The sequence below is a fragment of the Silanimonas algicola genome (assembly GCF_054777375.1).
Window position 1 is genome coordinate 731,427 of the sequence record NZ_BAAHAS010000002.1, and the last position, 24,087, is coordinate 755,513.

Here is a 24,087-nt window from a genome sequence, read left to right on the forward strand (position 1 = left end):
CCCTGAGCCCATGTCCAAGAAAATCGTCCTCGCCTTTTCCGGCGGCCTCGACACCAGCTTCTGCGTGCCTTACCTCCAGGAGCGCGGCTGGGAAGTGCACACCGTGTTCGCCGACACCGGCGGCGTCGACGCCGAGGAGAAGGCGTGGATCGAAGCCCGTGCGCATGAACTGAAGGTCGCCAGCCACGTCACCGCGGACGGCGGCCCGGCCATCTGGGCCGGTTTCGTGAAGCCCTTCGTCTGGGCCGGCGAGCCCTACCAGGGCCAGTACCCGCTGCTGGTCTCGGACCGCTACCTGATCGTCGAAGCGGCGCTGAAGCGCTGCGCCGAACTGGGCACCAAGGCCATCGCGCACGGCTGCACCGGCATGGGCAACGACCAGGTGCGCTTCGACCTCGCCATCAAGGCGCTGGGCGACTACGACATCATCGCGCCGATCCGCGAGATCCAGAAGGAGCACAAGGAAGTCCGCGCCTACGAGCAGGCCTACCTCGAGGCCCGCGGCTTCGGCGTGCGCGCCAAGCAGAAGAGCTACACGATCAACGAGAACCTGCTGGGCGTGACCATGAGCGGCGGCGAAATCGACCGCTGGGAGGCCCCGGGCCCGGGCGCGAAGGGCTGGTGCGCGCCGCGCAGCGAGTGGCCGACGACGCCCCTTGAGCTCACGCTGGGCTTCCAGAACGGCGAGGCCGTCACCTTGAACGGCGAGGCGCTGCCGGGCCACGTCATCCTTGCCAAGCTCAACGCAGCGCTGGCGCCCTATGGCGTCGGCCGCGGCCTGTACACCGGCGACACCACGATCGGCCTCAAGGGCCGGATCATCTACGAGGCCCCGGGCCTCGCCGCGCTGCTGACCGCGCATCGCGCGCTGGAGGAGGCCGTGCTCACCAAGAACCAGAACCGCTTCAAGCCGGAGATCGGCCGCAAGTGGACCGAGCTGGTCTACGAAGGCTTCTTCCACGACCCGTTGAAGACCGATGTCGAAGCCTTCCTGGCCTCGTCGCAGCGCACGGTCAACGGCACGGTGACCCTCCGCACGGAGGGCGGCCGCGTCGACGCGGTGGCCATCCAGTCGCCGCACATCCTCAACGCCAAGGGCGCCACCTACGCGCAGGCCGCCGACTGGGGCGTGGCCGAGGCCGAGGGCTTCATCCGCCTGTACGGCATGAGCAGCACGCTGTGGGCCGAGGTGAACCGGTGAGCGAGGCCCTCGCCAGCACGCTGACGCACCTCGACGCCCTCGTCGGTTTCGACACGCGCAACCCGCCGCGGGCCATCGGCACCGGCGGGATGTTCGACTACCTGCAGTCGAACCTGCCGGGCTTCCGCTTCCAGCTGACCGACTTCGGCGCCGGTGCGGTGGCCCTGCTGGCCGTGCGCGGCAACCCGACCCGGGTGTTCAACGTGCACATGGACACCGTGCCCGACTCGCCGGCGTGGACGGCCAGCCCGCACGTGCTGCGCGTGACGGCCGACCGCGCCATCGGCCTCGGCGCCTGCGACATCAAGGGCGCGGCGGCGGCCATGCTGGCGGCCGCGGCCCGCACCACGGGGGATGCGGCCTTCCTGTTCACCACCGATGAAGAAGCCAACGATGCCCGCTGCATCGCCGGTTTCCTCGCCCAAGGCCACGGCTTCACCGAAGCCGTGGTCGCGGAACCCACGGGCTGCGAGGCCGTACTGGCGCATCGTGGCATCGCCTCGGTGCTGATGAAATTCCAGGGACAGGCCGGGCACGCCTCGGCGGCGAACGCCTTGAAGCTCTCGGCCCTGCACCAGGCCATCCATTGGGGCGAAGCGGCACTGGCTTTCGTCGAGTCGCAGGGGCACCAGCGCTTCGGCGGCCTCACTGGGCTGCGCTTCAACATCGGCCGCGTCGAAGGCGGCATCAAGGCCAACATGATCGCGCCGAGCGCCGAGGTTCGCTTCGGCTTCCGGCCGCTTCCCAGCATGGACGTCGCGCAGCTGCACGCGCACTTCAAGGGCCTCGCCGATCCGGCCGCGCTGGCACATTACGAACCGACGTTCTATGGCCCCTCGCTGCCCGCCGGCGACGTCGCGCAGGCGGAAGCCAAGCGCCTCGCCGCGCGCGATCTCGCCGACGAGCTGGGCCTGCCGATCGGCAACGCCGTCGACTTCTGGACCGAAGCCAGCCTGTTCTCGCAGGCGGGCATGACGGCCCTCGTGTTCGGCCCGGGCGACATCGCCCAGGCCCACACCGCCGACGAGTGGGTCGCCCTCGACCAACTCCGCCAGTACACCGACCACCTGATCCGACTGTTTTCGCGGCCATGACCGACCTTCGCACCACGATCGTCCGCCTGCTCTCCAATATGGCGAGCGCCAAGGAGATCCAGCAGTACTTGAAGCGCTTCAGCTCGGTGGACGCCGCGCGCTTCGCCGTCGTCAAGGTCGGCGGCGCGATCCTGCGCGACGACATGGAATCGCTCGTCTCGTCGCTGTCTTTCCTGCAGCAGGTGGGCCTGACGCCGGTGGTGATCCACGGTGCCGGCCCGCAGCTGGACGAGGAAATGGCCGCCGCCGGCATCACCAAGCAGACCGTTGATGGCTTGCGCGTGACGCCGCCGGAGGTGCTGGCCGTCGTGCGCCGCGTGCTGGTGCGCGAGAACCTGCGCCTCGTCGATGCCTTGCAGGAAGCCGGCGTGCGCGCCACGTCGATCCAGACGGGGGTGTTCGAAGCCGAAATCGTCAACCGCGAGCGCCTGGGCCTCGTCGGCGACGTGAAGCGTGTCGAGCGCGACGGCGTCGAGGCGGCTATCCGCGCGAATTCGATCCCGGTGATCTGCTCGCTGGGCGAGACCCGGGACGGCCAGATCGTCAACGTCAATGCCGACTGGGCGGCGAACGAGCTGGTGAAGTCGCTGCAGCCCTACAAGATCATCTTCCTGACCGGCACCGGCGGCCTGCTGGACGGGGAGGGCCGGCTGATCGACTCGATCAACCTCAGCACCGACCGCGAGCGCCTGATGGCCGCACCATGGCTGACCGGCGGCATGCGGGTGAAGATCGAGCAGATCGCCGACCTCCTTGACGCGCTGCCGCCGTCGTCCTCGGTGTCGATCACCAAGCCCGACGAGCTGGCCAAGGAGCTGTTCACCCACCGCGGCTCGGGCACGCTGGTGCGCCGCGGCGAGGCCATCCACGTGTTCGAGCGCTGGGACCAGGTGGACCTGCCGCGCTTGAAGCATCTGATCGAGTCCGGCTTCGGTCGCGCCCTCACTCTGGACTACTTCGAAACGACGACGCCGTGGCGGATCTACGTCTCGGCCAACTACCGCGCCGCGCTGGTGCTCACCGAGGAGAACGGCATCCCGCACCTCGACAAGTTCGCCGTCGCCGACGACGCCAAGGGCGAGGGCCTCGGGCGTGCCGCGTGGGACGTCATGCGCGCCGAAACCACGCGGCTGTTCTGGCGCTCGCGCAGCACCAACCCGATCAACGACTTCTACTTCGACCAGTCGGAAGGCGCGCTCAAGGGCGACCCCTGGACGGTGTTCTGGTACGGCCTCGAAGGCTTCGACGACATCCGTTTCGCCGTCGAGCACTGCCGCACGCGCCCGGCCACGCTGAAGCTGGGGGCGGCGGCATGAGCGCGTGGACGTCCGTGCCCACACTGCGCGGCCAGCACGTGATGCTGGAGCCGCTGGCCCGCGAACACGTTCCCGGGCTGGAGGACGCGGTGCGCGACGGTGAACTCTGGAGGCCGGGATACACCGCGATCCCCGCGCCAGAGGGCATGGCGGCCTATGTCGACAAGGCCCTCGCGCTCCGTGATGCCGGTCGGGCCCTGCCTTTCGTGGTGCGGGACGCGACGGGAGCCATCGTCGGCAGCACCCGATTCGGCGATATCGAGGCATCGCACCGGCGCGTGCAGATCGGTTGGACCTGGTATGCCAAGCGGGTCCAGCGCACCGGACTCAATACCGAGGCCAAAACGCTGCTGCTCACGCACGCCTTCGAAAGCATGGGCTGCCGTCGGGTGGAATTCTTCACGCATGCCCTGAACCAGGCCTCCCGCGCCGCGATCGTCAGGATCGGCGCCAAGGAAGAGGGCGTCCTGCGCAACCACATGCAGATGCCCGACGGCCATTGGCGCGACACGGTGGTGTTCTCGATCATCGATGAGGAATGGCCCGCGGTGCGCGTCCATCTCAAGCACCTGGTGTCCCGTGCGGGAGGCGACGCATGATCCGCGTCGGCCTCGTCGGAGCCCGCGGCCACGTCGGCACCGAGCTGATCCGGCTGCTGGCCGCGCATCCGGCGTTCGAGATCGCCTTCGTCTCCTCGCGCGAGCGCGAGGGCCAGCGGCTCGCCGACCACGAGCCGGCCTACCGCGGCGAACTGCGCTACTCGGTGCTGGACGCCGCGGGCGTGGCGGCCAGCGGCGTGGAGGCCGTCGTGCTGGGCTTGCCGAACGGGCTGGCCGCGCCGTACGTGGCCGCCATCGACGCCGCCGCCCCGGGCATGGTGATCGTCGATCTCTCGGCGGATTTCCGTTTCGACGGCGCGTGGACCTACGGCCTGCCCGAGCGGAACCGTGCGGCACTGGCCGGCGCCCGCCGCATCAGCAATCCCGGGTGCTATGCCACCGCCATGCAGATGGCGCTTGCCCCGATCCTCGATCTCGTCGACGGACCCTCGCAGTGCTTCGGGGTGTCCGGCTACAGCGGCGCCGGGACGACGCCGAGCGACAAGAACGACCCCGAAAAGCTGCACGAAAACCTGATGCCGTACTCGCTGGTGAACCACGTGCACGAGCGCGAGGTGACCCGGCATCTCGGCCACCCCGTCGAGTTCATGCCGCACGTCGCGGCGCATTTCCGCGGCATCACCATGACCGTCAATGCGCACCTGCGCGACGCTGCTCCGCTCGATGACCTGCGCGCCCGCTACGCCACGGCGTACGCGGACGAGCCGCTGATCCGGGTGGTCGATGGCGCGCCGTGGGTGTCGCGCATCGCGAACCGGCACGGCGTCGAAATCGGCGGCTTCGCGCTGTCGGACGACGGTCGCCGGCTGGTGGTGGTCAGCACCCTCGACAACCTGCTGAAGGGCGCCGCCACGCAGGCCTTGCAGAACCTCAACCTCGCGTTCGGCCAAGCCGAGACTGCGGGCCTCACCGTGGAATGGGCAGCATGAGCAACGTGTTGTGGGCCAAGCCCGGCATGGACATCGACGCGGACATCCAGCGTTTCCTCGCCGGCGACGACGTCGTCCTTGATCGCGAGTTCATCCGCTACGACATCCGCGCCAGTGGCGCACACGCCGAGGGACTCGAGCGCATCGGCATCCTCGCCGCGGACGAGCTTGCCGCGATCGCTCGCGAGCTCGCCGAGCTCGATGCCGACGTCGCTGCCGGCCGGTTCGTGCTCGATGATCGCTTCGAGGACATGCATTCCGCCATCGAAGCACGCCTGATCGAACGCCTCGGCGATGTGGGCAAGAAGATCCACACCGGGCGCAGCCGCAATGACCAGGTGCTGGTGGCGACGCGCCTCTGGTTGAAGGACCGTCTCGCCCATGCGGCGGCCTTGTCCCACGCGGCCGCGGGGATCGCGATCGAGCGTGCGACGAGCGAGACGGCGATGCCACTGCCGGGCTACACCCACCTGCAGCGCGCGATGGTCTCCAGTGCGGCCATGTGGTGGGCGGGTTGGGCCGAAGCCTTCCTCGACGACGCCGACCGCCTTCGTGACACCGCGCGCTGGATCGACGCCAATCCGCTCGGTTCGGCCGCCGGCTATGGCGTGAACCTCGCCCTCGACCGCGACCATACGACCAGTGCCCTCGGTTTCGGCCGGATGCAGGTCGCCGCGACCTACGCGCAGCTCTCCCGGGGCAAGTTCGAGCTGGCCGCCCTGGAGGCCCTCGGCTCCGCCTTGCTCGACCTGCGGCGGCTCGCGTGGGATCTGTCGCTGTTCGCCAGCGCCGAGTACGCGTTCGTCCGCCTGCCGGCGAAGTACACGACGGGCAGTTCGCTGATGCCGAACAAGCGCAATCCCGACGTCGTCGAGCTGATGCGTGGCGTGTACGCCTCCGTCGCCGCGGCGAAGACCGAAGTGGAGCAACTGCTCTCGCTGCCGTCGGGCTACCACCGCGACCTCCAGTACTCGAAGGGCGCGATCGTGCACGGCTTCGGCCGTGGCCTCGCCGCGCTGGGCTTGCTGCCCGAGCTGTTGCGGGCGATGGAATGGCAGCCGGACCGCATGCGCGCGGCCATCGAACCGTCGATGTATGCGACCGACTTGGCGGTCGAGCTCTCGGCGCGAGGCGTTCCTTTCCGCGACGCCTATCGTCAGGCGGCCGACCCTGCCCAGTGGGCGGATCGCGATCCGCTTGCCAGCCTCGAGGCACGGCTGTCGCCGGGCGCCGCGGGCGACCTCCGCGTGGCGCGTCTCGCCAACCGCTGGTCGACGTCGGGGTCCTAGCGCACGGTGGGCGGGTTCGCGTCGATCCGCCGTGACTCCAACGCGCGGAGCACGCGACTCATCGCATCGCCGATGCGGTCGTGCGATTCGCGCGGCTCGCGAAGACCCAGCGAACGTTCGAGGTCGGCGAAGCTCGCATCCTCCGGCAACGCGTTGAGGGCATCGATGATGCGATTCACGGCATCGAGCGTCGGCTTGAGTTCAACGGCCTTCAGATTCGCGAGGACGAGGCGCCCGCCCAGGGCCAGCACGAGCGGAGACCATGCCGGTTGGGTCGGCGCCGCCCCGCCGTCGGGATCCGTCCGCAAGGCGAGGGCATTCACCCGCCGCTCGGCGCGGTGCCAACCGCTGTGGGCCGCGATGCGGCCGCGCGCGGAGATATCGAAGGCGTCGACGTGGGGAATCGGGGCGCTCGCGTCCATGGCTCCTCCGGGGTGTCAATAACTGTCAATACGCGAAGTCTGTCACGTATTGCCTGCCTCCCGGATGAACGTTTCCAATGCAATCAACTGGCGGGCGCGGTCCTCAGGAGCCGCCATGCGAGTCCACCGACCAGCAGGGCCCCCGCTCCCAGGACGGCCCAGAGGCTCCAGCGGCCGGGATCGGGCCGGGGCGACAGGGCCGCGGCCCCGGCCAGGATCCGGGCCGGTCCGAGGGTCGCCAAAGGCGGCTGCCAGTGTTGTCCCTGGCGCTCATGGAGCGCCGTGAGGGGATCCCCCAGCGGCACGGCGTTGCGCCGCCCCTGGGCACTGCCCGCCAGCACGCGGAAGGGCGGCGTGCCGTTGGCCATGACGATGACGCGGTCCGGGGCGTAGCCCAGGACGAGTCGAGGGGGCGGGGCCGATTGCTGCAACTGGAGCCGAAGGCGACCAGCGCCGCTGCGCCACAGCGGCACGGGCGCGGCTTCCAGGGTCTCCCCACCCAGCGTCAGCCGCCATGCCGTTCCGGAGGACACCGGCTGCCATCGGTTCCCGATTTGCTCCTCCACGCGGAACTCGAGGATCCCGTCGCGCCCCGCGAGCTTCACGTCGGCCTGCTGGATGGGAAGGGGGCCGATGGCAGGGAATTCGACCGTGCGTCCGTCCTCCGAAACGGCATTGGCGTCGAGCACTCGAGTCGCCAAGGGCGCCGGCTCCGCATCGCGCCGACGCAGCCCCTCCAGAGCCGCGACCGTCGGCAGAGGCGCCTCGCCGGTCACCGGACGCAGCGAGAGGTAGCGGTGCGTGCTGCGGGGGAAACGCAGGTCGAGCCGCTCGATGCGGCGACCGTCGCCGGAAGCGCGCAGCAGGGGCAGGGCCGATTGGAGGGGCTGCCAGTGCACGAGATCGTCGGAGCCGCGCACGTCGACGAGGGTTCGGAAGTCGGCGTCATCCCGCGGCGTCAGGCGCAGCCCATCGATGCCCTCGCGTGATTCGCCGCCGACATCGACCAGCCATTCCGCTGCTCCGGCGCTGGTCTGCCCGCCTTCGGCGCTTTGCAGGTCCAAGGCCGCCAGTCCGCCCTGCGCATCGCGGCGCACGTGGAGTTCCCACCCCCCCGACGTCGCCGTGGCGTCGCCGGGCACCGCGAGCGGCAGCGCCAGCGGGAGGACCTGGGGCGCCAGCGGCGGCGCGGGCGGCGGCGGGCGCTGGAGGGTGATCGGCTGCTCGCGCCCTTGCGCATCCACCACGACGAGGTCGGTCAGGTCCGAGGTGGTCAGCGTGGCGTAGGCCTCGGCCGGCAACTCGAAGGCGAACACCGGTGCGTCCGCCGGCGCCTCGATCGGAAAGGCCAGCGCGAAATCCGCGTCTGCCGCGTGGGCCGGCGTCCAGAACAAGGCTGCCGCCAGGAGCAGCCCTCGGTGGCGGGGGGTGGCACGGATCATTCGATGGCCTCAGGGCGGCTCGGGGGGCGGGGGGCGAGACGGCCGACGACGACCAGCAGGCCGCCGACGGTCAGGAAGGACACGATGCCAAGCAGGTCGCCGAGGTTCGCGCGATCCACCAGCAGGAGCTTCAGTAGCACCATGGCGAGCAGCAGCGCGCCGTAGGTCCACAAGGATCGGCTGCCGCGGCGCGACCCGGTCACCCAGCAGATCACGCCGGCCAGCGACCAGACCACGCTCAGGGCCGCCTGCGACGACGTCCACGAGGCGACGTCCAGCCAATCGACGGCGCTGATCCACGGGGAACCGGCCGAACCCTCCGCGCCCCAATGCCACGACGCCCGGAGCGTCGCCATCGTCATCAGCGTGAACGCCGCGGCGCCCAAGGCGACGGCCGCGATGGGGCGCGTCGAGGCCCGCGGGGGCATGCGCCGGAGCCAGACGGCGAGGCCCAGCACCCCGATGAGCTGGAACAATTCGACAGGGTTGAGCAAGGGCACCCACGGCAGCGGCGCGGCGCTGCCAGCGACGGCCTGGGTCACGACCCACACGCCGCCCAGCACGAGCAGGGCGAGGCCCAGCGCGACCCGCCGGTAAGCCTCGCTGTCATCGCCGACCGGCCACGCCGCCAGCGCCGGCCGCCGCAGCAGGAGGGCCGTGAGCGCCGCCAGGGGCAGCCACGGCAGGATCCATCGCCAGCCATCCCCCAGGGCCTCGGCGTTGATGGCCTCGAGCCCCTCGCGAATGCCCAAGCCGACAGCGAGCGTCAAGGCCGCGAGCCCGGCGATGTGGGTCGTCGCCCGCCGGCCGGTGAGTCCACGCAACGCCGGCAACACCAGCACCAGCGCTGCCGTCAGGGCCAGCAAGGTGAACCCCCGCGGCTGCGACAGCCACGACGGCGATTCGAGGGCGGCCACCACGACGGCGAACACCGCCGTGGGCATTGCCAGCGCCGGCAGCCACGCCGGCTTGCGCCATGGCGTGAGGCGCCGTAGACCGGCGGCCAGCAGGGCGCTGATCGCCACGAACACCAGCCAGCCCGCCCCCAGTTCGAGGGTCGTCTGGTCGGTGGTGGTGTAGGTGTACACGCTGTCCAAGCGTTCCACTTCACGCGCACCCGCCCAGAACCACCACCCAAGTGCGGCGGTGGTCAGCACGGCGCCGGCGGTCGAACGCTGGTTTTCGTGGGCGCGATCCAGCAACCACGCGCAGGCACCGGCGCCCAGGACGAGCAGCAGCAGGTTCAACGTGTGCGGATTCAGCACGGCCATGCCCTCGTCGCCATGCTCGAGCGATGCGACGTAGGCGAGGCCGGCGAGCACCTGCAGTCCCACGCCCGCGACCTGCGGCCAACGCCGCTGTTGCGTCTGACCCAGCCACAGCAGGGCGACGCCTTGCAGTGCCCACGTGGCCGAGGTCCAGCGCGCGGAGAGCGCCAGGGGCACGGCGAGGGTGGCGAAGGCGAGGCCGAGGGCGGCCGCGCTCTGGCCCAGTACCCGCAGCTTGGCCTCCCGGCGCGACCACAGGGCCAACAGCAGGTAGACCGCCGCCACCGCGAGCGCGGAGAAGGCCAGTGGCATCGTCTCGCCATCCAGCAGCGCGACCTGCATCGGAAACGCGACCAGCGGCGTGCCGAACAGCAGCGTCGCATCGACTTTGCCCGGCTCGCGCCCCTTCAGCGCATAGGCCACCGGGATCGTCACGTACATGAGGAAGAACGCGACGAGGAAGGGCTCCGTCGTCGCGAAGAGTTCCGGTCGGAAGTACTTCGCGCCCCACAGCGCCGCAACGCCGAACGTGAAGACGAATCCCATCAGGTTCAACGCCCGCCACGGCCGCACCCACGCCATCGCGAACACGGCGCCGTTGAGCAGCGCGTAGTAGCTGAAGAGCGCGACATGGTTGCCGCTGCCGGTGGACAGCAGGATGGGCGCGAGATAACCGCCGAGGAAGCCGATGGCCGAAAGCCACACCGCGCTCTGGCGGATGGCCAGCACGGCGGCACCGGCCACCAGCACCAACACCAGGGCGAAGGCGAGCCCGGCAGGCAACAGTCCAGGGACGCGGAAGCTGCCAAACACCGTGAGCAGCAGGATGCCGATGGCGCCGCCCTGCAGGCTGAGACCGAACGCGGGACGTTCGCGCACCTGCTTGAGCCCGTAAAGGAGCATGCCCATGGCCGCGACCGCAATGGCGGCGTAGCGCACCGACACCGGCACCGTCAGCCAGCCTTCGCTGGCCGCATAGCGGATGAGCGCCGCCACGCCGAACAGGGATACCAGCAAGCCGAGCTTGACCGGCACGTTGCCTTCGAACAGGAACGTCCTCAGGCGGGCGGCGAAGCGCTCGACCGCGTCGGGCTCGGACGCGGGCGGTCGCGAAGCCGTGGTGCGCAGGGCAGCGCGCTCGACGGCGGGTGAGGGGGCAGGCGCCGGTGCAGGATCGGCGTCGCCCATCGACGGTATCGGCGGCGGTTCTTCGGCGGGCCCTGGCTTCGCGGAGGTCATCGGCGCCGGCGTCGGATTGGCGGGCGCCGCAAAGGCCGTCGCCTGAGATTCGCGCTGCGGGCCATGGGGCGTTTCCAACTCGCGAAGACGTGACGCGAGTGCGTCGATGCGACGCGACTGGCGATGCAGCAGACCGAGCGCGGCCACCAGCAGGAAGCCCGCACCGAAGCCGAACAGGGCCTCCGCCTCGGAGGCCAGGACGGCACCCATGAGGGCTGCGAGGAAAGCGAGCACCCAGATCATTGAACGCGTCTCCCCGCGCGTGAATTCCGCGGCAGTTCATCCCGATTGGGCGGAAAGGTCAACGAAGCGTCGACGAGCCGCGCGCGCGTCGCGCTTGGCGGCACGGGGCAGTGCGGATTCCGCTACCGGGTCGCCGTGGCGTGCGTGGGCGCGCCGCCGGGCCGGAAACGCAAAACCCGCCTTTCGGCGGGTTTGGCTTGCAGCTTTGGTCGGGGAGACAGGATTCGAACCTGCGACTTCTACGTCCCGAACGTAGCGCTCTACCAGGCTGAGCTACACCCCGACGGGAGCCGCAAAGAATAGTGGGATTTGCTGGTCATCGCAAGTCCCCCGGGTCGAGTGTCGAACGCGAACGGCCCCGGCCAAGCGCCCGATGGTCGGGGCCATCGCACGACTGCGTCGCCTTGCGGTCGATTTGCGACAATCGCAGGCCTGTCGATATTCCCCGGAGAGTCCGCGTGATCAAGCCCCGCACACCGCCCGGCGTCCTGGAGCTGCTGCCCCGCGACCAGATCGCCTTCCAGCGCGTGCTCGACGTGATCCGTCGCAACTACGAGCGTTTCGGCTTCCTGCCGGTCGAGACGCCGGTGTTCGAGCTCACCGACGTGCTGCTGACGAAGAGTGGCGGCGAAACCGAGCGCCAGGTGTACTTCGCGCAATCCACCGGCGCGTTGGAGAAGAAGGAAGAGGGCCTGCCCGAACTCGCCCTGCGCTTCGACCTCACCGTACCGCTCGCCCGCTACGTGGCCGAACACGAGCACGACCTCGCGTTCCCGTTCCGCCGCTACCAGATGCAGCGCGTCTACCGCGGCGAGCGGCAGCAGCGTGGGCGCTTCCGCGAGTTCTACCAGTGCGACATCGACGTGATTGGGAAGGACGCGCTCTCGGTGCGCCACGACGCCGAGATGCCTGCGGTGATCCACGCGATCTTCGCCGAGCTCGGCATCGGCAAGTTCACCATCCAGATGAACAACCGAAAGCTGATGCGTGGCTTCTTCGAGCGCCTTGGCGTCGCCGATGGTGCACTCCAGATGGCAGTGCTGCGCGAGGTGGACAAGATCGACAAGCGCGGCGCCGATTACGTGCGCGACACGCTGACCGGCGAGGGTTTCGGATTGTCCGTCGATGCGGTCACGCAGATCCTTGGGTTCGTCTCCATGCGTTCCAGTGGCCATGCAGACGCACTGGCGAAGCTCGATGCGCTGGGTGGCGGCAACGCGACGCTGGAGCAGGGCGTCACGGAGCTGCGGGAGGTGCTTGCGCTGGTCGGCGCGCTCGGCGTGCCCGAGGCGGATTACGCGATCAACTTCTCGATCGCGCGCGGCCTCGATTACTACACCGGCACGGTCTACGAGACGACGCTCGACGCCCATCCGCAGATCGGCTCGATCTGCTCGGGTGGCCGCTACGACAACCTCGCGAGCCACTACACGAAGTCGCACCTGCCGGGCGTCGGCATCTCGATCGGGGTGACGCGCCTGTTCTGGCAGCTCCGGGAGGCGGGATTGATCGGCACCGCCGACAGCAGCGTCGAGTGTCTGGTGGCCCTCATGGACGATGCCGGCCTCGCCGATGCCCTGGCGCTCGGCAGTCGACTGCGAACCGGTGGCATCAATGCCGAGGTGCAGCTCGAGCCGAAGAAGCTCGCGAAGCAGTTCCAGTACGCCGATCGGGCCGGCATCCGCTTCGTGCTGCTGCGCGGCGAGGACGAGCTGGCCAAGGGCACCGTCGCGGTGAAGGACCTTCGCCGAAACGAGCAGTTCGAGGTGGTGGAGTCGGAGCTCGTCGCCGCGCTCAAAGTCGAACTGGCGCAACAGCGCGCGCTCGCGGGACGCTGACGTGGCGCCTCCCTTGCCGGGCGCCGCCCCCATCCGGCTCGACGGGGCTTCGCTGACCCGGGAGCAGGTCGTCGCCGTCGCACGCGGCGCATCGGTTGTTCTCGACGTCGCGCAGCTCCGTGCGGTCCAGCGTACCGCCGATTTCCTGGCCGAGCAGGTGCGCCGGCAGGAGCCCTTGTACGGGGTGTCGACCGGCTTCGGCAGCAACGCCGATCGCCTCCTGGGTGGGCACCGCGTCCGAGGGGACGGCGATACGGCGACGACGCTGCACGAGGAGCTGCAGGAAAACCTGATCACCACCCATGCGGTGTGCCTTGGCGAACCCTTCCCCGAGGACGTGGTGCGCGCGATGCTGGTGATCCGCATCAACACGCTGATGAAAGGGCACTCCGGCGTGCGCTCGAGCACGCTCGAAGCCTATGCCGCGATGCTCAACGCCGGGATCGTCCCCGTGGTGCCGAAGCTGGGTTCGGTGGGTGCAAGCGGCGACCTCGCCCCACTGTCGCACCTCGCCATCGTCCTGCTGGGGCAGGGGGAGGCCTTCTTCCGCGGCGAACGCCTGCCGGGTGGGGAAGCACTGAAGCGGGCCGGGCTGTCGCCGATCCGCCTCTCCTACAAGGAAGGTCTCGCCCTCAACAACGGCACGGCGCAGATGCTCGCCACCGCCGTGCTGTGCGCCGATCGCCTCGAGAAGCTCGTGGATCTCGCCGACCGCTGCGCGGCAATGACGATCGACGCCTTCGCCGGCCGACGGCGTGCGTTCGACGCGCACGTCCACGCGCTGCGCCCTCATCCGGGGCAGGTGGCCAGCGCCGACAACCTGCGGGTCTTGCTCGAAGACTCCACGCTCGCCGACATCGCCTACCACCTCGTGCCGCGCGCCCGGCCATGGCTTCCGTCGAGCTGGCCTAGCGCCTCGCTTGCGCGCTTCAGCTTCGACATCGGCTGGGACTGGGTGCCGGCCGACCAGCGCCATGGCCGCGAGCGCTTCTACCAGCGCTTCAAGCCGTTCCGCGGCGGCAAGAAACACCAGCCGCAGGACAGCTACAGCCTGCGCTGCGCGCCGCAGGTGCACGGCGCCGTGCGCGATGCGCTGGCCCAGCTGCAGCGTGTGGTCGACGTCGAGCTCAACGCGGTCACGGACAACCCGCTGATCTTCCCGGACTTCGAAGGCGCGAGATTCATCGAGGACCAGGTGGTTTCCGCCGGCCATTTCCACGGAATGCCGATCGCCTTGGCCATGAGTTACGTCAAGGCCGCGATTCCGGTGCTGGCCTCGATCTCGGAGCGTCGACTCAACAAACTGGTCGACCCCGCCACGAACGACGGGCTACCGGCGTTCCTGAGCGGTAACGAGGACGGCACCGATTCGGGCTACATGATCGTGCAGTACACCGCCGCGGCGATCGTCAACGACCTTGCTTCCCGGGCGCACCCGGCCACGGTGTACTCGGTGCCGACCAGTGCGAACGCCGAGGACCACGTCTCGATGGGGGCGAACGAGGGTCGCCACGTGCTCGACATGAGCGCCGACCTGGCGAAAGTGCTGGCGCTCGAACTGATGACGGCCGCGCAGGCGCTGGATTTCCGCCGGGACATGATCGAAGCCGCGCGGCGGTTGGCCCGCGAGGCAGACCTCGCGACGTTCGCCTCCAAGGTCGGCAATGCCCCGCCGGACCCGCACCCGCAGCGTCCGCAATTCCTCGCCGAGTGCGACGCGCTGCGTGCCGAGCTGGCATCGTCCCCCGGCTTCGCGCCGGGCACGGCGACCGCGGAACTGCACGCGGCGTTCCGTGCGCACGTAGCGTTCCTCGGCAAGGACCGTGCCCTCGACGGCGACGTTGCTGCCGCCGTGGCTTTCGTCGAGGCGTGGCTGGCGCGCTGAATCAGCGGGCCAGCAGCTCCACTCTCGCGATCTGCCCGTTCCGTGCGTCGGTGAGGACGTACAGGGCGCCGTCCGGCCCTTGGCGCACGTCGCGGATGCGCTGACCCCAGTCGTCAAGGAGCACTTCGGTGTCGACCACGCGTTCGCCGTCAAGCACCAGCCGCTGCAGGTGCGTCAGCGCCAGTGCGCCGACGAAGGCGTTGCCCGACCAGGCCGGGAAGCGGTCGGCGGTGTAGAACGCAAGGCCAGAGGCCCCGATCGACGGCGTCCACTGGTACAGCGGCTGCTCCATGCCCGCCTTCTCCTTGAGGCCGCCTCCGATGGTCGTGCCGTTGTAGTTGATGCCATAGGTGATCACTGGCCAACCGTAGTTGAGGCCCGCGCGCGGCACGTTGATCTCATCGCCGCCACGCGGCCCGTGCTCATGCGTCCACACGAGGCCGGTCTGCGGGTGCAGCGCCATGCCTTGGATGTTGCGGTGGCCGTAGCTGAACACGCCAGGGTGCGTGCCTTCGCGGGCGGCGAGCGGCAACCCGGCGACCGGCGTGCCGTCGTCGTTGAGCTTGAAGAGCTTGCCCTGGCCGCGCGTGAGATCCTGCGCGGTGTCCTGCATGCCGCGGTCGCCGGAGCTGACATACAGCTTGCCGTCGCGGTCGAAGACGAGGCGCGAGCCGTAGTGGAAGCCGGTATCGACCTTCGGCGACTGGCGGAAGATCACCTGCACGTCCTTCAGCGCCTCGCCGTCGAGGCGACCGCGCGCCACCGAGGTGCCGGCACCGCCGCTTCCGGGCTCCGAGAAACTCAGGTAGACGAGGCCGTTCTCGGCGAACCGCGGGTGCAGGGCAACGTCCAGAAGGCCGCCCTGGCCGCGGGCTTGCACGCGGGGGACGCCACTCACCGGCCGGGAAAGCGTGCCGTCCGCGGCGGCGATGCGCAGGCGTCCCGGGCGCTCCGTCACCAGCATCCGCCCGTCAGGAAGGAAGGCGAGGCCCCAGGGGTGCTCGAGGCCCTCGACCACGGACGTCACGCGGACCGTGCCCTGTTCGCTGGGGAATTCGCGGGACTCGGCGCCAGCCGGTGGCGCGAGAGCGAGGGCAAGAGCGAGGGCGATGAGGGCGTTGCGGGGGCGTTGGGGCATGGCCGGTGTTCCAGGAAGGAGCCGCGAGTCTCGCGGCGGGTGGATCAAGACGATGTCACCGCGTCTCGGCACGCATCGGCCGCCGCCCGGCCTGCCGTGACACCGCTGGCGAAGCAGGCGGTGAGCAGGTAGCCCCCGGTCGGGGCGTCCCAATCAAGCATTTCGCCGCAGGCGAACCATCCGGGCAGCGCCTTGAGGCCAAGGCGCTCGTCGACGGCCTCCAGCGCCAGCCCGCCCGCGGTACTGATGGCCTCGGCGATCGGGCGGGGCGGCCCCAAGGGCAGGGGAAGGCGCTTGATCGCCGCGGCAAGGCCACGGGCATCGGCGAGCGCGTCGGCCGTGAGGACCTCCCGGATCAGGGCGGCCTTGGCCCCGTCCAACTTGAGCCGACGCCGGAGGATCTCGCTCAGCGAGCGGCCCTCGCGGGGCTTCGCAAGGGCCTCATGCACGCGCTCGACGGCCAGGCCCGGCAACAGATCCAGCGCGAGCGCGGGGCGCTCCCCGCGTTGCCATGCGGCCCTCAGGTCGGGGCCGATCGCGTAGATGAGGCTGCCTTCGATGCCCTGCGCGGACAGCACGCATTCCCCTTGGCGCCGGTGCTCGCGGCCCTCGGCGTCGCGCCAGTGCGCGATGACCGGCTTGAGCGGCGCTCCGGCGAACTTGGTCGCGACCAGCGGGCTCCACGCCACGTCGAACCCACAGTTGGAGGCTTCCAGCGGCAGCGTCGGCACGCCTCGTCGTGCCAACCAAGGGAGCCAGGCGCCGTCCGAACCCAGTTGTGGCCAGCTGCCGCCGCCCAGGGCAAGCACCACGGCCTGCGCCACAAGTCGCCGCGTGCCTTCCGGGCCTTCGAGCAAGGCGTGGCCCCCGCCATCGAAACCCGTCCAACGCTGGCGCATGTGCATCCGGACGCCGTCCTGCTTGAGGCGGGCCACCCAGGCGCGGAGCAGCGGCGCCGCCTTCATGTCGGCAGGGAAAACCCGACCCGATGAACCGACGAAGGTCTCGATGCCAAGCCCCCTTGCCCAGTCACGGAGGCGCGGGCCGTCGAAAGCATCCAGCCAACGCGCCACCTCCGGCGCTCCGCGGCTGTAGCGCTGCTCGAACGCGGGCCGGGAATCACCATGGGTCAGGTTCAGCCCGCCACGGCCGGCGATCAGGAACTTGCGACCGACCGAGGGTTTGGCTTCGAAGAGGTCGACCTCGACGCCAGCGCGTCGCGCGGTCTCCGCGGCCATCAGGCCGGCTGGACCGCCGCCGATGATCGCGACGCCGGGGCAATCCCAGACGGCAGGCGCGGTCGAGCTCATGGGGATGCGCTCATCCGGCCGGCTCGACGGCCAACAGTTCGACCTCGAAAAGCAGGGCCTGGTCCGGCGGGATCACGCCGCCGGCACCCCGCTTTCCGTACGCGAGGTCGGCGGGGACCGCCAACTCGCGGACTTCCCCAACCTTCATGCCCAGCACGCCCTCGTCCCAGCCGCGGATGACCCGGCCGCGGCCGAGCGGGAACGCCAGAGGCTCGCCACGCGGCCGCGAGCTGTCGAAGGACTCGCCCCGTCGGCCCGCGCTGCGCTCGTCATAGAACCATCCGGTGTAATGGACACGGACAAGGTCGCCGCTGCGGGCCACGGCGCCATCACCCGCTCGAAGCACGGTGATTTCGAGATCCGCGGGGCTGCCCCCCGCGGCTGGCGCCGGGGGAGGGCGGCAGCCGGCAAGCAGTGCGAGGCCGAGGACCAATGCGGCGGCGACCCGGAGACGCATCACTGCTCCGTCAGGGTGATCGTGTACGCCCCGTCCTGGTCGCCGTTCGTGCCGACGTAGATCTCGTATTGCCCCGGCGCGAACACGCCGCTGATCTCGGCATCGAGCTCGCCGCGGCTGTCGTCGTCGCACCACGTGCGGTTGGGGCCGACCACGACGAGGGTCGAGTCGGTCGTGCTTTCGACGAAAATCCGCAGGTTCAGCGCCGAGGTGACCGTCAGGCGGTGGTCTGGCGTGGTGTCGATCGTGCCGACGCAGGCCTTCCCGAAGCTGCGCGCGTCGCGCGAGCCGCCGGTTTCGCCGCGGCTCCGCTGCGGGTCCGGGGTGAAGCCCGCGCCCAACGTGAAGTCGCGATAGGCTTCGATAGCGCCGCTGTCACCGGCCCCGGTGCTCGCGCCACCGACGTTTTCGGTCAGCGTGAGGGTGTACTGGCCGGTCTGGCCGAGGTGCCCCACGTAGACCTCGTAGCGGCCAGGACGCAGCAAGGCGTTGATCTCGGCGTCGAGCTCCCCGCGGCTGTCGTCGTCACAGAACGTGCCGGACGGGCCCCGGAGGACGAGTGTCGAATCCGTGGTGCTGGTGGTGTAGAGCTTCAGGTTGACGGCACTGGTGACCGTGATCACGTGGTCCGGCGTGGTGTCGACACTCCCACTGCACGGGCCGCCGAAAGCCTGCGCGGCATCGCGCGCGCCGCCGGTGGTTCCGGTGCCCGTTTGCGGATCGGGCGTGAAGCCAGCCCCGATGCTGAAATTCCGGTAGTCCGACGCCCCGGCGACGCCGGTGATCAGGATGGCGCCAAGGGCGATCATGCGGGCGGCGGCGCGGCGGAGGGCAATGCGGCTCATGGAAGCTCCCGGTAGGAATCCGGGGCAGTCTGGCGGGGCAACCCGCATTGTCAAGCTTCCGTGACGGGGATTGACCGCTCGATAATGCCGCCGACGTCGATGACCGCCCTCGGCCTCCGGAAAGCCCGCATGCCATCGATCCTGAACATCGCCGCCTATCGATTCGTCGCGGTCGCTGACCCGGTGGCGCTGCGCCGGGCGATCGCCGAGCGCGCCGAAGCCGACGGCCTGAAGGGAACGGTGCTGGTGGCGCCGGAGGGCATCAACCTGTTCCTGGCCGGCGTACCGGGCTCGGTGCGGGCGTTTATGCGCTGGCTACGCGCCGAGCCTCTTTTCGTCGGGCTGCATGCCAAGGAGAGCTGGAGCGAGCAGGTGCCGTTCGCGCGGCTCAAAGTGAAGCTCAAGCGCGAGATCATCGCGTTCCGGCGCGACGGCGTGGACCCCGTCGGGGCGCCGGCACCGTTCGTGGCCCCGACGACCCTGAAGCGCTGGCTCGATGCCGGGCGGGACGACGAGGGGCGTGCGGTCCTGCTGCTTGACACGCGCAACCGCGAGGAAGTCGCTCAAGGAACCTTCGACCAAGCGCTCACCCTTCCCATCGACGACTTCGTCCAGTTGCCCGAGGCGCTCGAACACGAGCGCCATCGGCTGCATGGAGCGACGGTGGTGAGTTTCTGCACCGGGGGAATCCGTTGCGAAAAGGCCGCGCCCCTGCTCCGGAATCTCGGTTTTGGAGACATCCGCCAGCTCGAAGGAGGCATCCTTGGCTACTTCGAGGCCGTGGGTGGGGCGCACTGGCGCGGCGACTGCTTTGTCTTCGATGAGCGCATCGCGCTCAAGCCGGACCTGTCCCCGGTCGGCGGTTCGCCAGGCACTGGCGCGTAGCGAGGGCCCCGGCCGCGACGCGGCTCATTCGCCGCGCGGCTTGCCCTTGAAACCCGGCTTGAAATTGCCGCCCTTGTAGCCGCCGGGCTTGAAGCCGCCCTTCTTCGGGAAGCGCGGCGCCGCACCCTCGAGCTCGCCGCTGTCGTCCTTCGACGGGTCGTAGGCCTTCAGCATCAGCGCCTGCCCGGCGACGCGCACCTTCTTCAGGTGGGCCATGATCTCCTTGGGCATGCCCTCGGGCAGATCGACCAGCGTGTCGTTGGTGCGGATGTTGATGCGGCCGATGTGCGCGGCCTCGAGGCCGGCCTCGTTGGCGATGGCGCCCACGATGTTGCCCGGCTTGACCTGGTGGGCGTGGCCCACGGCGATCCAGTAGGTGGCGAAGCCCGGCTCCGGCGCGCGCGGCGCGTCGAACTTGGCCGGACGCGGCTTCGGCGGGCCGTCCTCGCGCGGCGTGCGCATCTCGGGACGCCAGCTCATCGGTTCGCCGCGCGGCTGGCGCGGCAGCTTGTCGAAGTCGACGCGCTCGCGGCGCTCCGGACGCTCGCCGAACTCACGCTCGGGGCGCGCCTCGCGGCTCGGCGGCTCCATCAGCAGTGGCGTGTCGCCCTGCAGCAGGCGGGCAAGGGCGGCGGCGATCTCGATGGCCGGCACGTTGTGCTCGGTCTCGTAGCGCTCGACCAGGGCGCGGAAGGGCTCGATGCCCTCCAGCTGCCGGGCCTGGGTGATGCGGTCGAGGAAGCGGTTGATGCGCGAGTCGTTGACGGCCTGCACGGTGGGCAGCGTCATCGGCTCGATCGGCTGGCGCGTGGCGCGCTCGATGGCCTTGAGCATGCCGCGCTCGCGCGGGCTGACGAACAGGATCGCTTCGCCGCTGCGCCCGGCACGGCCGGTGCGGCCGATACGGTGGACGTAGCTCTCCGTGTCGTAGGGGATGTCGTAGTTCAGGACGTGGCTGATGCGCTCGACGTCGAGGCCACGGGCCGCCACGTCGGTGGCCACGAGGATGTCGATCTTGCGGTCCTTGAGCTGCTGGATCGTGCGCTCGCGCTGGGCCTGCTGCACGTCGCCGTGGATGGCGGCGGCGGCCAGACCGCGGGCGGCCAGCTTCTCGGCGAGCTCCTGCGTGGCCTGCTTGGTGCGCGCGAAGATGATCATCGCGTCGTAGGCCTCGGCCTCGAGGATGCGGGTGAGGGCATCCAGCTTGTGCAGGCCGCTGACCATCCACATCCGCTGGCGGATGTTGGTCGCCGTGGTGGTCTTGGCCTTGATGGCCACTTCCACCGGGTCTTTCAGGTAGGTCTGGGCGATGCGCTTGATCGGCGGCGGCATGGTCGCGGAGAACAGGGCGACCTGGCGCTCCGGCGGCGTCTTCTTCAGGACCGCCTCGACGTCGTCGATGAAGCCCATGCGCAGCATTTCGTCGGCCTCGTCGAGGACGAGGGCCTTCAGCTTCGACAGGTCCAGCGAGCCGCGTTCGAGGTGGTCGATGACGCGCCCGGGCGTGCCGACGACGACATGGACGCCACGCTTGAGCGCGCCGAGCTGCGGGCCGTAGGCCTGGCCGCCGTAGATGGGCAGCACCTGGAAGCCGGGGATGAACGCGGCGTACTTCTGGAAGGCCTCGGCCACCTGGATCGCGAGTTCGCGCGTCGGGGCGAGCACGAGCACCTGGGGTGCGCCCGCCGGGCTGGTGCCGATGCGGGTCAGCAGGGGCAGGGCGAAGGCGGCGGTCTTGCCGGTGCCGGTCTGCGCCTGGCCGAGGACGTCACGCCCATCCAGCAGCGGCGGGATGGTGGCGGCCTGGATCGGCGAGGGCGACTCGTAGCCCACGGCCGCGAGGGCCTGCATCAGGCTTTCGGACAGGGCAAGGTCGGAGAAGCGCAGCGACGGCGCTTCGTTGGTCGTTTCGGTATCGGCGCTCATGGCGGCCTCGAGAGTGCCGGCTCAAACGCCCGGCGGGAAGGGCGCGGAGTTTACCCGACCTTCGGGCCCGCCACCCCAACGGGAGCCAACCGGCGGTTTCCGAACCGGGGGAGGGGCCGGGACCACCGCGTAAACTCCGGGGTATGCCTCTGCTCACTTTGAATCGCGTCGACTACGGCGTCGGCGGCCCGCGCCTGCTCGACGGTGTCGACCTCGCCATCGAACCCGGCGAACGCATCGCCCTGATCGGCCGGAACGGCGCCGGGAAGTCCACCCTGCTGAAACTGATCGCCGGGGAGCTCGTCCCTGACGACGGCGAACGCCGGCTCGAAGGCGGCGTCCGCGTCGCCCGGCTGGAGCAGGAGGTCCCGGCGCATCTCGACGGTTCGATCTACGACGTCGTCGCCGACGGCCTTGGCTCGGTGGGCCATGACATCGCCGAGTTCCATCACTTGAGCCATGCCGAGGACATCGACATGGAAGCCCTCGGCCGCGTTCAGGCGCGCATCGACGCCGCCGACGGCTGGCGGCTCGAGGCGCGCGTCGAAGCCACGTTGACCAAGCTCGGTCTCGATGGCGAACTGCCCTTCAGCGCCCAGTCCGGTGGCCTGAAGCGCCGGGTGCTGCTGGCCCGCGCCTTCGTGGCCGAGCCGCAGATCCTGCTGCTGGACGAGCCCACCAACCACCTCGACATCGCGGCCATCGAGGCGCTCGAAGCCGCGCTGCTCGACTACAAGGGCTCGATCGTATTCGTCACCCACGACCGCCGCTTCCTGAAGGCCCTGGCCACCCGCATCGTGGAGATCGACCGCGGCAGGCTGACCAGCTGGCCCGGCGACTGGGCGAACTACCTGCGTCGGCAGGAGGAACGCGCCCATTCGGAAGCGCAGGAGAACGCCAGGTTCGACAAGCTGCTGGCGCAGGAAGAGGTCTGGATCCGCCAGGGCATCAAGGCCCGCCGCACCCGCGACGAAGGCCGCGTGCGCCGCCTCGAGGCCATGCGCCGCGAGCGCGCCGAGCGCCGCGACAAGGCCGGCAACGTGAAGATGGCGCTGGCGGAAGGCCAGCAGAGCGGCCGCAAGGTCATCGAGACGAAGGGCCTCACCTTCGGCCACGGCGAGCGCACGCTGGTCCGCGACCTCGACCTGACGGTGATGCGTGGCGACCGCATCGGCCTCATCGGCCCGAACGGCAGCGGCAAGACCACCCTGATCAAGCTGCTGCTCGGCGACCTGCAGCCGCAATCCGGCGAGGTGAAGCAGGGCACCGGCCTGCAGGTGGCCTACTTCGACCAGTACCGCATGGCGCTGCGCGAGGACTGGAACGCCCTCGACAACGTCTCGCAGGGGGCGGAGTTCGTCGAGGTCGGCGGCCAACGCAAGCACGTGATGGGTTACCTGCAGGACTTCCTGTTCACGCCCGAGCGCGCCCGCGCGCCGATCCACAAGCTCAGCGGTGGCGAGCGCAACCGGCTGCTGCTGGCCCGGCTTTTCGCCCAACCCTCGAACCTGCTGGTGATGGACGAACCCACCAACGACCTCGACGTCGAGACGCTGGAACTGCTCGAGGAGCTGCTGGGCGAGTATCCGGGCACCCTGCTGCTGGTCAGCCACGATCGCGACTTCATCGATGCCGTGGCGACCTCCACGCTGGTGATGGAGGGCGAGGGCCGCGTCGGCGATTACGTGGGCGGCTACACGGATTGGCTGCGGCAGCGGCCCGCCGCCAGCGTGGCCGCGACGTCGGGCGCCGTGGCCAAGTCGGCACCGCCGGCCCCCGTCGTTCGCGCCGTGCCGGCGCCGGGACCCGCGAAGCCCGCGGCGCCGAAGCGCAAGCTCGGCTTCAAGGAGCAGCGCGAGCTCGAAGCCCTGCCCGGGCGGATCGATGCGCTCGAGAACGAGATGGCGGCCCTCGCCGAAGCGTTGTCGGCGCCGGGGTTCTACGCCAAGGACAGTGCCGCACAGACGGCGCACCACGCGAGGATGGCCGCGGTGCAAACCGAATTGGATGCCGCGTTTGCCCGCTGGGCGGAACTCGACGGCTGAGCAAGCGGCGCGTCAGGCGACGCGATCGAGCACCACCCCCACGGAACGCGGCGGTTCGCCGCGATTGCGCAGCGCATCGCCGAGCGAGGCCTGGGCCGAATAGGCCTCGGCCGCGGCCTCACGACGGGCGATCTCGGCCCGGGCACGTTGCTCGATGCGCGCCCCCAGCTTCGCCACGGCGAGATCCGCCCCGGAAGGCTCTGCGGGGGCCAAGGCCGCGGCCTGGATGCGCCGACCTTTCTCGAGGTTCGCTTCCGGGTCGTCGCTGGTCTCGCTGGTGTCGATCTCTACACTGCCGCCGATGGCGTACCGCTTGCCGTCGGGGCCGGTGATGTAGCTGTAGCTGGGGCCGGATTTCAGCAGGCCACCGGCCGCGGCCATGTGCGCCTGTTCGTGCTGGCGGACCTCGCGGTCACGGGCCTGAAGTTGCTGTATGGCAACGCGAGTCCGCGCGTCCTCGAGCGGGTTTCGCGCACTGCCAGGCGTCACCGGGACCGCCGCACGGAGCGTTTGCGGCTGCGCGGACGCGGGGGGGAGTGCGACTGCCGGCAAGGGGGCGGCGACCGCCTCCGTGCGTGACGGAGCCGCTGCGGGCGACGACGGGGCGATGGACGGGCCGATCAGCATGGGCAGACCGATACGCGGAGCCCGGTCACGATACCCCCGCGCCCCCCCGCGTGTCGTGATGCAGCGCA

Annotated in this window: 19 protein-coding genes and 1 tRNA gene; 10 read left to right on the forward strand and 10 right to left on the reverse strand. The window is 70.0% G+C overall.

The features are described from left to right. The first annotated feature begins 10 nt into the window (after window positions 1–10). Genes ACYVAK_RS08570 through argH form a run of 6 tightly spaced genes read left to right on the forward strand, consistent with a single transcriptional unit; the run spans window position 11 to window position 6,449 of the window. On the forward strand, window positions 11–1,201 hold the full coding sequence (locus ACYVAK_RS08570) for an argininosuccinate synthase (protein ID WP_461059908.1): 1,191 nt from the start codon (window positions 11–13) through the stop codon (window positions 1,199–1,201). Then, on the forward strand, window positions 1,198–2,295 hold the full coding sequence (locus ACYVAK_RS08575; RefSeq protein ID WP_461059910.1) for an acetylornithine deacetylase: 1,098 nt from the start codon (window positions 1,198–1,200) through the stop codon (window positions 2,293–2,295). Before ACYVAK_RS08570 ends, ACYVAK_RS08575 begins: the two co-directional genes overlap by 4 nt. Next, window positions 2,292–3,611: an acetylglutamate kinase gene (locus ACYVAK_RS08580; protein WP_461059912.1), complete on the forward strand. Its 1,320-nt coding sequence runs from the start codon at window positions 2,292–2,294 to the stop codon at window positions 3,609–3,611. The genes ACYVAK_RS08575 and ACYVAK_RS08580 overlap by 4 nt, the downstream gene beginning before the upstream one ends. Beyond that, window positions 3,608–4,210, forward strand: a complete 603-nt coding sequence (locus ACYVAK_RS08585) for a GNAT family N-acetyltransferase (RefSeq protein WP_461059914.1) — start codon at window positions 3,608–3,610, stop codon at window positions 4,208–4,210. Before ACYVAK_RS08580 ends, ACYVAK_RS08585 begins: the two co-directional genes overlap by 4 nt. Continuing rightward, window positions 4,207–5,160, forward strand: coding sequence for an N-acetyl-gamma-glutamyl-phosphate reductase (gene argC, locus ACYVAK_RS08590; protein WP_461059916.1), 954 nt, complete (start codon window positions 4,207–4,209; stop codon window positions 5,158–5,160). The genes ACYVAK_RS08585 and argC overlap by 4 nt, the downstream gene beginning before the upstream one ends. Continuing rightward, window positions 5,157–6,449, forward strand: coding sequence for an argininosuccinate lyase (gene argH / locus ACYVAK_RS08595; RefSeq protein WP_461059918.1), 1,293 nt, complete (start codon window positions 5,157–5,159; stop codon window positions 6,447–6,449). The genes argC and argH overlap by 4 nt, the downstream gene beginning before the upstream one ends. On the opposite strand, the gene ACYVAK_RS08600 is transcribed toward argH, so the two are convergent. From ACYVAK_RS08600 to ACYVAK_RS08615, 4 genes are all read right to left on the reverse strand, one after another. Beyond that, window positions 6,446–6,871, reverse strand: a complete 426-nt coding sequence (locus tag ACYVAK_RS08600) for a hypothetical protein (RefSeq protein WP_461059920.1) — start codon at window positions 6,869–6,871, stop codon at window positions 6,446–6,448. The two genes, argH and ACYVAK_RS08600, sit on opposite strands and share 4 nt — an antisense overlap. 83 nt (window positions 6,872–6,954) lie before the next feature. After that, window positions 6,955–8,313 carry a DUF3999 family protein gene (locus tag ACYVAK_RS08605; protein WP_461059922.1) on the reverse strand — a complete coding sequence of 453 codons (1,359 nt, stop codon included), beginning with the start codon at window positions 8,311–8,313 and terminating at the stop codon, window positions 6,955–6,957. After that, the gene (locus ACYVAK_RS08610; protein ID WP_461059924.1) at window positions 8,310–11,063 is read right to left on the reverse strand and encodes a DUF2339 domain-containing protein; all 2,754 of its coding nucleotides are present in this window, start codon (window positions 11,061–11,063) and stop codon (window positions 8,310–8,312) included. The genes ACYVAK_RS08605 and ACYVAK_RS08610 overlap by 4 nt, the downstream gene beginning before the upstream one ends. A gap of 206 nt (window positions 11,064–11,269) precedes the next feature. Next, window positions 11,270–11,346, reverse strand: a tRNA-Pro gene (locus ACYVAK_RS08615). 175 nt (window positions 11,347–11,521) lie between these two features. Between ACYVAK_RS08615 and hisS the strand changes: the two genes are divergently transcribed. Then, window positions 11,522–12,901 (forward strand): histidine--tRNA ligase, encoded by a 1,380-nt coding sequence (hisS, locus tag ACYVAK_RS08620; protein ID WP_461059926.1) that lies wholly within the window; start codon window positions 11,522–11,524, stop codon window positions 12,899–12,901. A 1-nt stretch (window position 12,902) separates the two neighbouring features. Then, window positions 12,903–14,786 carry an HAL/PAL/TAL family ammonia-lyase gene (locus tag ACYVAK_RS08625; RefSeq protein ID WP_461059928.1) on the forward strand — a complete coding sequence of 628 codons (1,884 nt, stop codon included), beginning with the start codon at window positions 12,903–12,905 and terminating at the stop codon, window positions 14,784–14,786. A gap of 1 nt (window position 14,787) precedes the next feature. On the opposite strand, the gene ACYVAK_RS08630 is transcribed toward ACYVAK_RS08625, so the two are convergent. From ACYVAK_RS08630 to ACYVAK_RS08645, 4 genes are read right to left on the reverse strand one after another with little or no spacing between them, the layout of a single operon-like run. Further along, complete coding sequence (locus ACYVAK_RS08630) at window positions 14,788–15,924, reverse strand: PQQ-dependent sugar dehydrogenase (RefSeq protein WP_461059930.1); 1,137 nt, start codon at window positions 15,922–15,924, stop codon at window positions 14,788–14,790. 44 nt (window positions 15,925–15,968) lie between these two features. Continuing rightward, window positions 15,969–17,234 carry a TIGR03862 family flavoprotein gene (locus ACYVAK_RS08635; RefSeq protein ID WP_461059932.1) on the reverse strand — a complete coding sequence of 422 codons (1,266 nt, stop codon included), beginning with the start codon at window positions 17,232–17,234 and terminating at the stop codon, window positions 15,969–15,971. A 10-nt stretch (window positions 17,235–17,244) separates the two neighbouring features. Next, a complete protein-coding gene (locus tag ACYVAK_RS08640) occupies window positions 17,245–17,691 on the reverse strand; it encodes an FKBP-type peptidyl-prolyl cis-trans isomerase (protein WP_461059934.1) in 447 nt (148 codons plus the stop codon). Next, window positions 17,691–18,536, reverse strand: coding sequence for a hypothetical protein (locus tag ACYVAK_RS08645; protein WP_461059936.1), 846 nt, complete (start codon window positions 18,534–18,536; stop codon window positions 17,691–17,693). Before ACYVAK_RS08645 ends, ACYVAK_RS08640 begins: the two co-directional genes overlap by 1 nt. Before the next feature lie 129 nt (window positions 18,537–18,665). On the opposite strand from ACYVAK_RS08645, the gene ACYVAK_RS08650 reads away from it, so the two are divergent. Next, complete coding sequence (locus ACYVAK_RS08650; protein WP_461059938.1) at window positions 18,666–19,421, forward strand: sulfurtransferase; 756 nt, start codon at window positions 18,666–18,668, stop codon at window positions 19,419–19,421. A 24-nt stretch (window positions 19,422–19,445) separates the two neighbouring features. On the opposite strand, the gene ACYVAK_RS08655 is transcribed toward ACYVAK_RS08650, so the two are convergent. Beyond that, entirely contained in the window at window positions 19,446–21,347 is a 1,902-nt protein-coding gene (locus ACYVAK_RS08655; protein WP_461059940.1) for a DEAD/DEAH box helicase, read from the reverse strand. Window positions 21,348–21,490: 143 nt separating this feature from the next. Here ACYVAK_RS08655 and ACYVAK_RS08660 point away from each other — a divergent pair, with 143 nt between their 5' ends. Next, window positions 21,491–23,392: an ATP-binding cassette domain-containing protein gene (locus ACYVAK_RS08660; protein WP_461059942.1), complete on the forward strand. Its 1,902-nt coding sequence runs from the start codon at window positions 21,491–21,493 to the stop codon at window positions 23,390–23,392. 12 nt (window positions 23,393–23,404) lie between these two features. Here the strand turns inward: ACYVAK_RS08660 and ACYVAK_RS08665 are convergent, their stop codons facing one another. Continuing rightward, window positions 23,405–24,019 carry a putative metalloprotease CJM1_0395 family protein gene (locus ACYVAK_RS08665; protein WP_461059944.1) on the reverse strand — a complete coding sequence of 205 codons (615 nt, stop codon included), beginning with the start codon at window positions 24,017–24,019 and terminating at the stop codon, window positions 23,405–23,407. Between the last annotated feature and the right edge of the window lie 68 nt (window positions 24,020–24,087).

Excerpts from the sequence above, each read along its gene's own strand:
- ACYVAK_RS08570 (WP_461059908.1), top strand. The coding sequence starts at position 11 with ATGTCCAAGAAAATCGTCCTCGCCTTTTCCGGCGGCCTCGACACCAGC.
- ACYVAK_RS08580 (WP_461059912.1), top strand. The coding sequence starts at position 2,292 with ATGACCGACCTTCGCACCACGATCGTCCGCCTGCTCTCCAATATGGCG.
- ACYVAK_RS08585 (WP_461059914.1), top strand. The coding sequence starts at position 3,608 with ATGAGCGCGTGGACGTCCGTGCCCACACTGCGCGGCCAGCACGTGATG.
- argC (WP_461059916.1), top strand. The coding sequence starts at position 4,207 with ATGATCCGCGTCGGCCTCGTCGGAGCCCGCGGCCACGTCGGCACCGAG.
- argH (WP_461059918.1), top strand. The coding sequence starts at position 5,157 with ATGAGCAACGTGTTGTGGGCCAAGCCCGGCATGGACATCGACGCGGAC.
- ACYVAK_RS08600 (WP_461059920.1), bottom strand. The coding sequence starts at position 6,871 with ATGGACGCGAGCGCCCCGATTCCCCACGTCGACGCCTTCGATATCTCC.
- ACYVAK_RS08605 (WP_461059922.1), bottom strand. The coding sequence starts at position 8,313 with ATGATCCGTGCCACCCCCCGCCACCGAGGGCTGCTCCTGGCGGCAGCC.
- ACYVAK_RS08610 (WP_461059924.1), bottom strand. The coding sequence starts at position 11,063 with ATGATCTGGGTGCTCGCTTTCCTCGCAGCCCTCATGGGTGCCGTCCTG.
- ACYVAK_RS08630 (WP_461059930.1), bottom strand. The coding sequence starts at position 15,924 with ATGCCCCAACGCCCCCGCAACGCCCTCATCGCCCTCGCTCTTGCCCTC.
- ACYVAK_RS08635 (WP_461059932.1), bottom strand. The coding sequence starts at position 17,234 with ATGAGCTCGACCGCGCCTGCCGTCTGGGATTGCCCCGGCGTCGCGATC.
- ACYVAK_RS08640 (WP_461059934.1), bottom strand. The coding sequence starts at position 17,691 with ATGCGTCTCCGGGTCGCCGCCGCATTGGTCCTCGGCCTCGCACTGCTT.
- ACYVAK_RS08645 (WP_461059936.1), bottom strand. The coding sequence starts at position 18,536 with ATGAGCCGCATTGCCCTCCGCCGCGCCGCCGCCCGCATGATCGCCCTT.
- ACYVAK_RS08650 (WP_461059938.1), top strand. The coding sequence starts at position 18,666 with ATGCCATCGATCCTGAACATCGCCGCCTATCGATTCGTCGCGGTCGCT.
- ACYVAK_RS08655 (WP_461059940.1), bottom strand. The coding sequence starts at position 21,347 with ATGAGCGCCGATACCGAAACGACCAACGAAGCGCCGTCGCTGCGCTTC.
- ACYVAK_RS08660 (WP_461059942.1), top strand. The coding sequence starts at position 21,491 with ATGCCTCTGCTCACTTTGAATCGCGTCGACTACGGCGTCGGCGGCCCG.
- ACYVAK_RS08665 (WP_461059944.1), bottom strand. The coding sequence starts at position 24,019 with ATGCTGATCGGCCCGTCCATCGCCCCGTCGTCGCCCGCAGCGGCTCCG.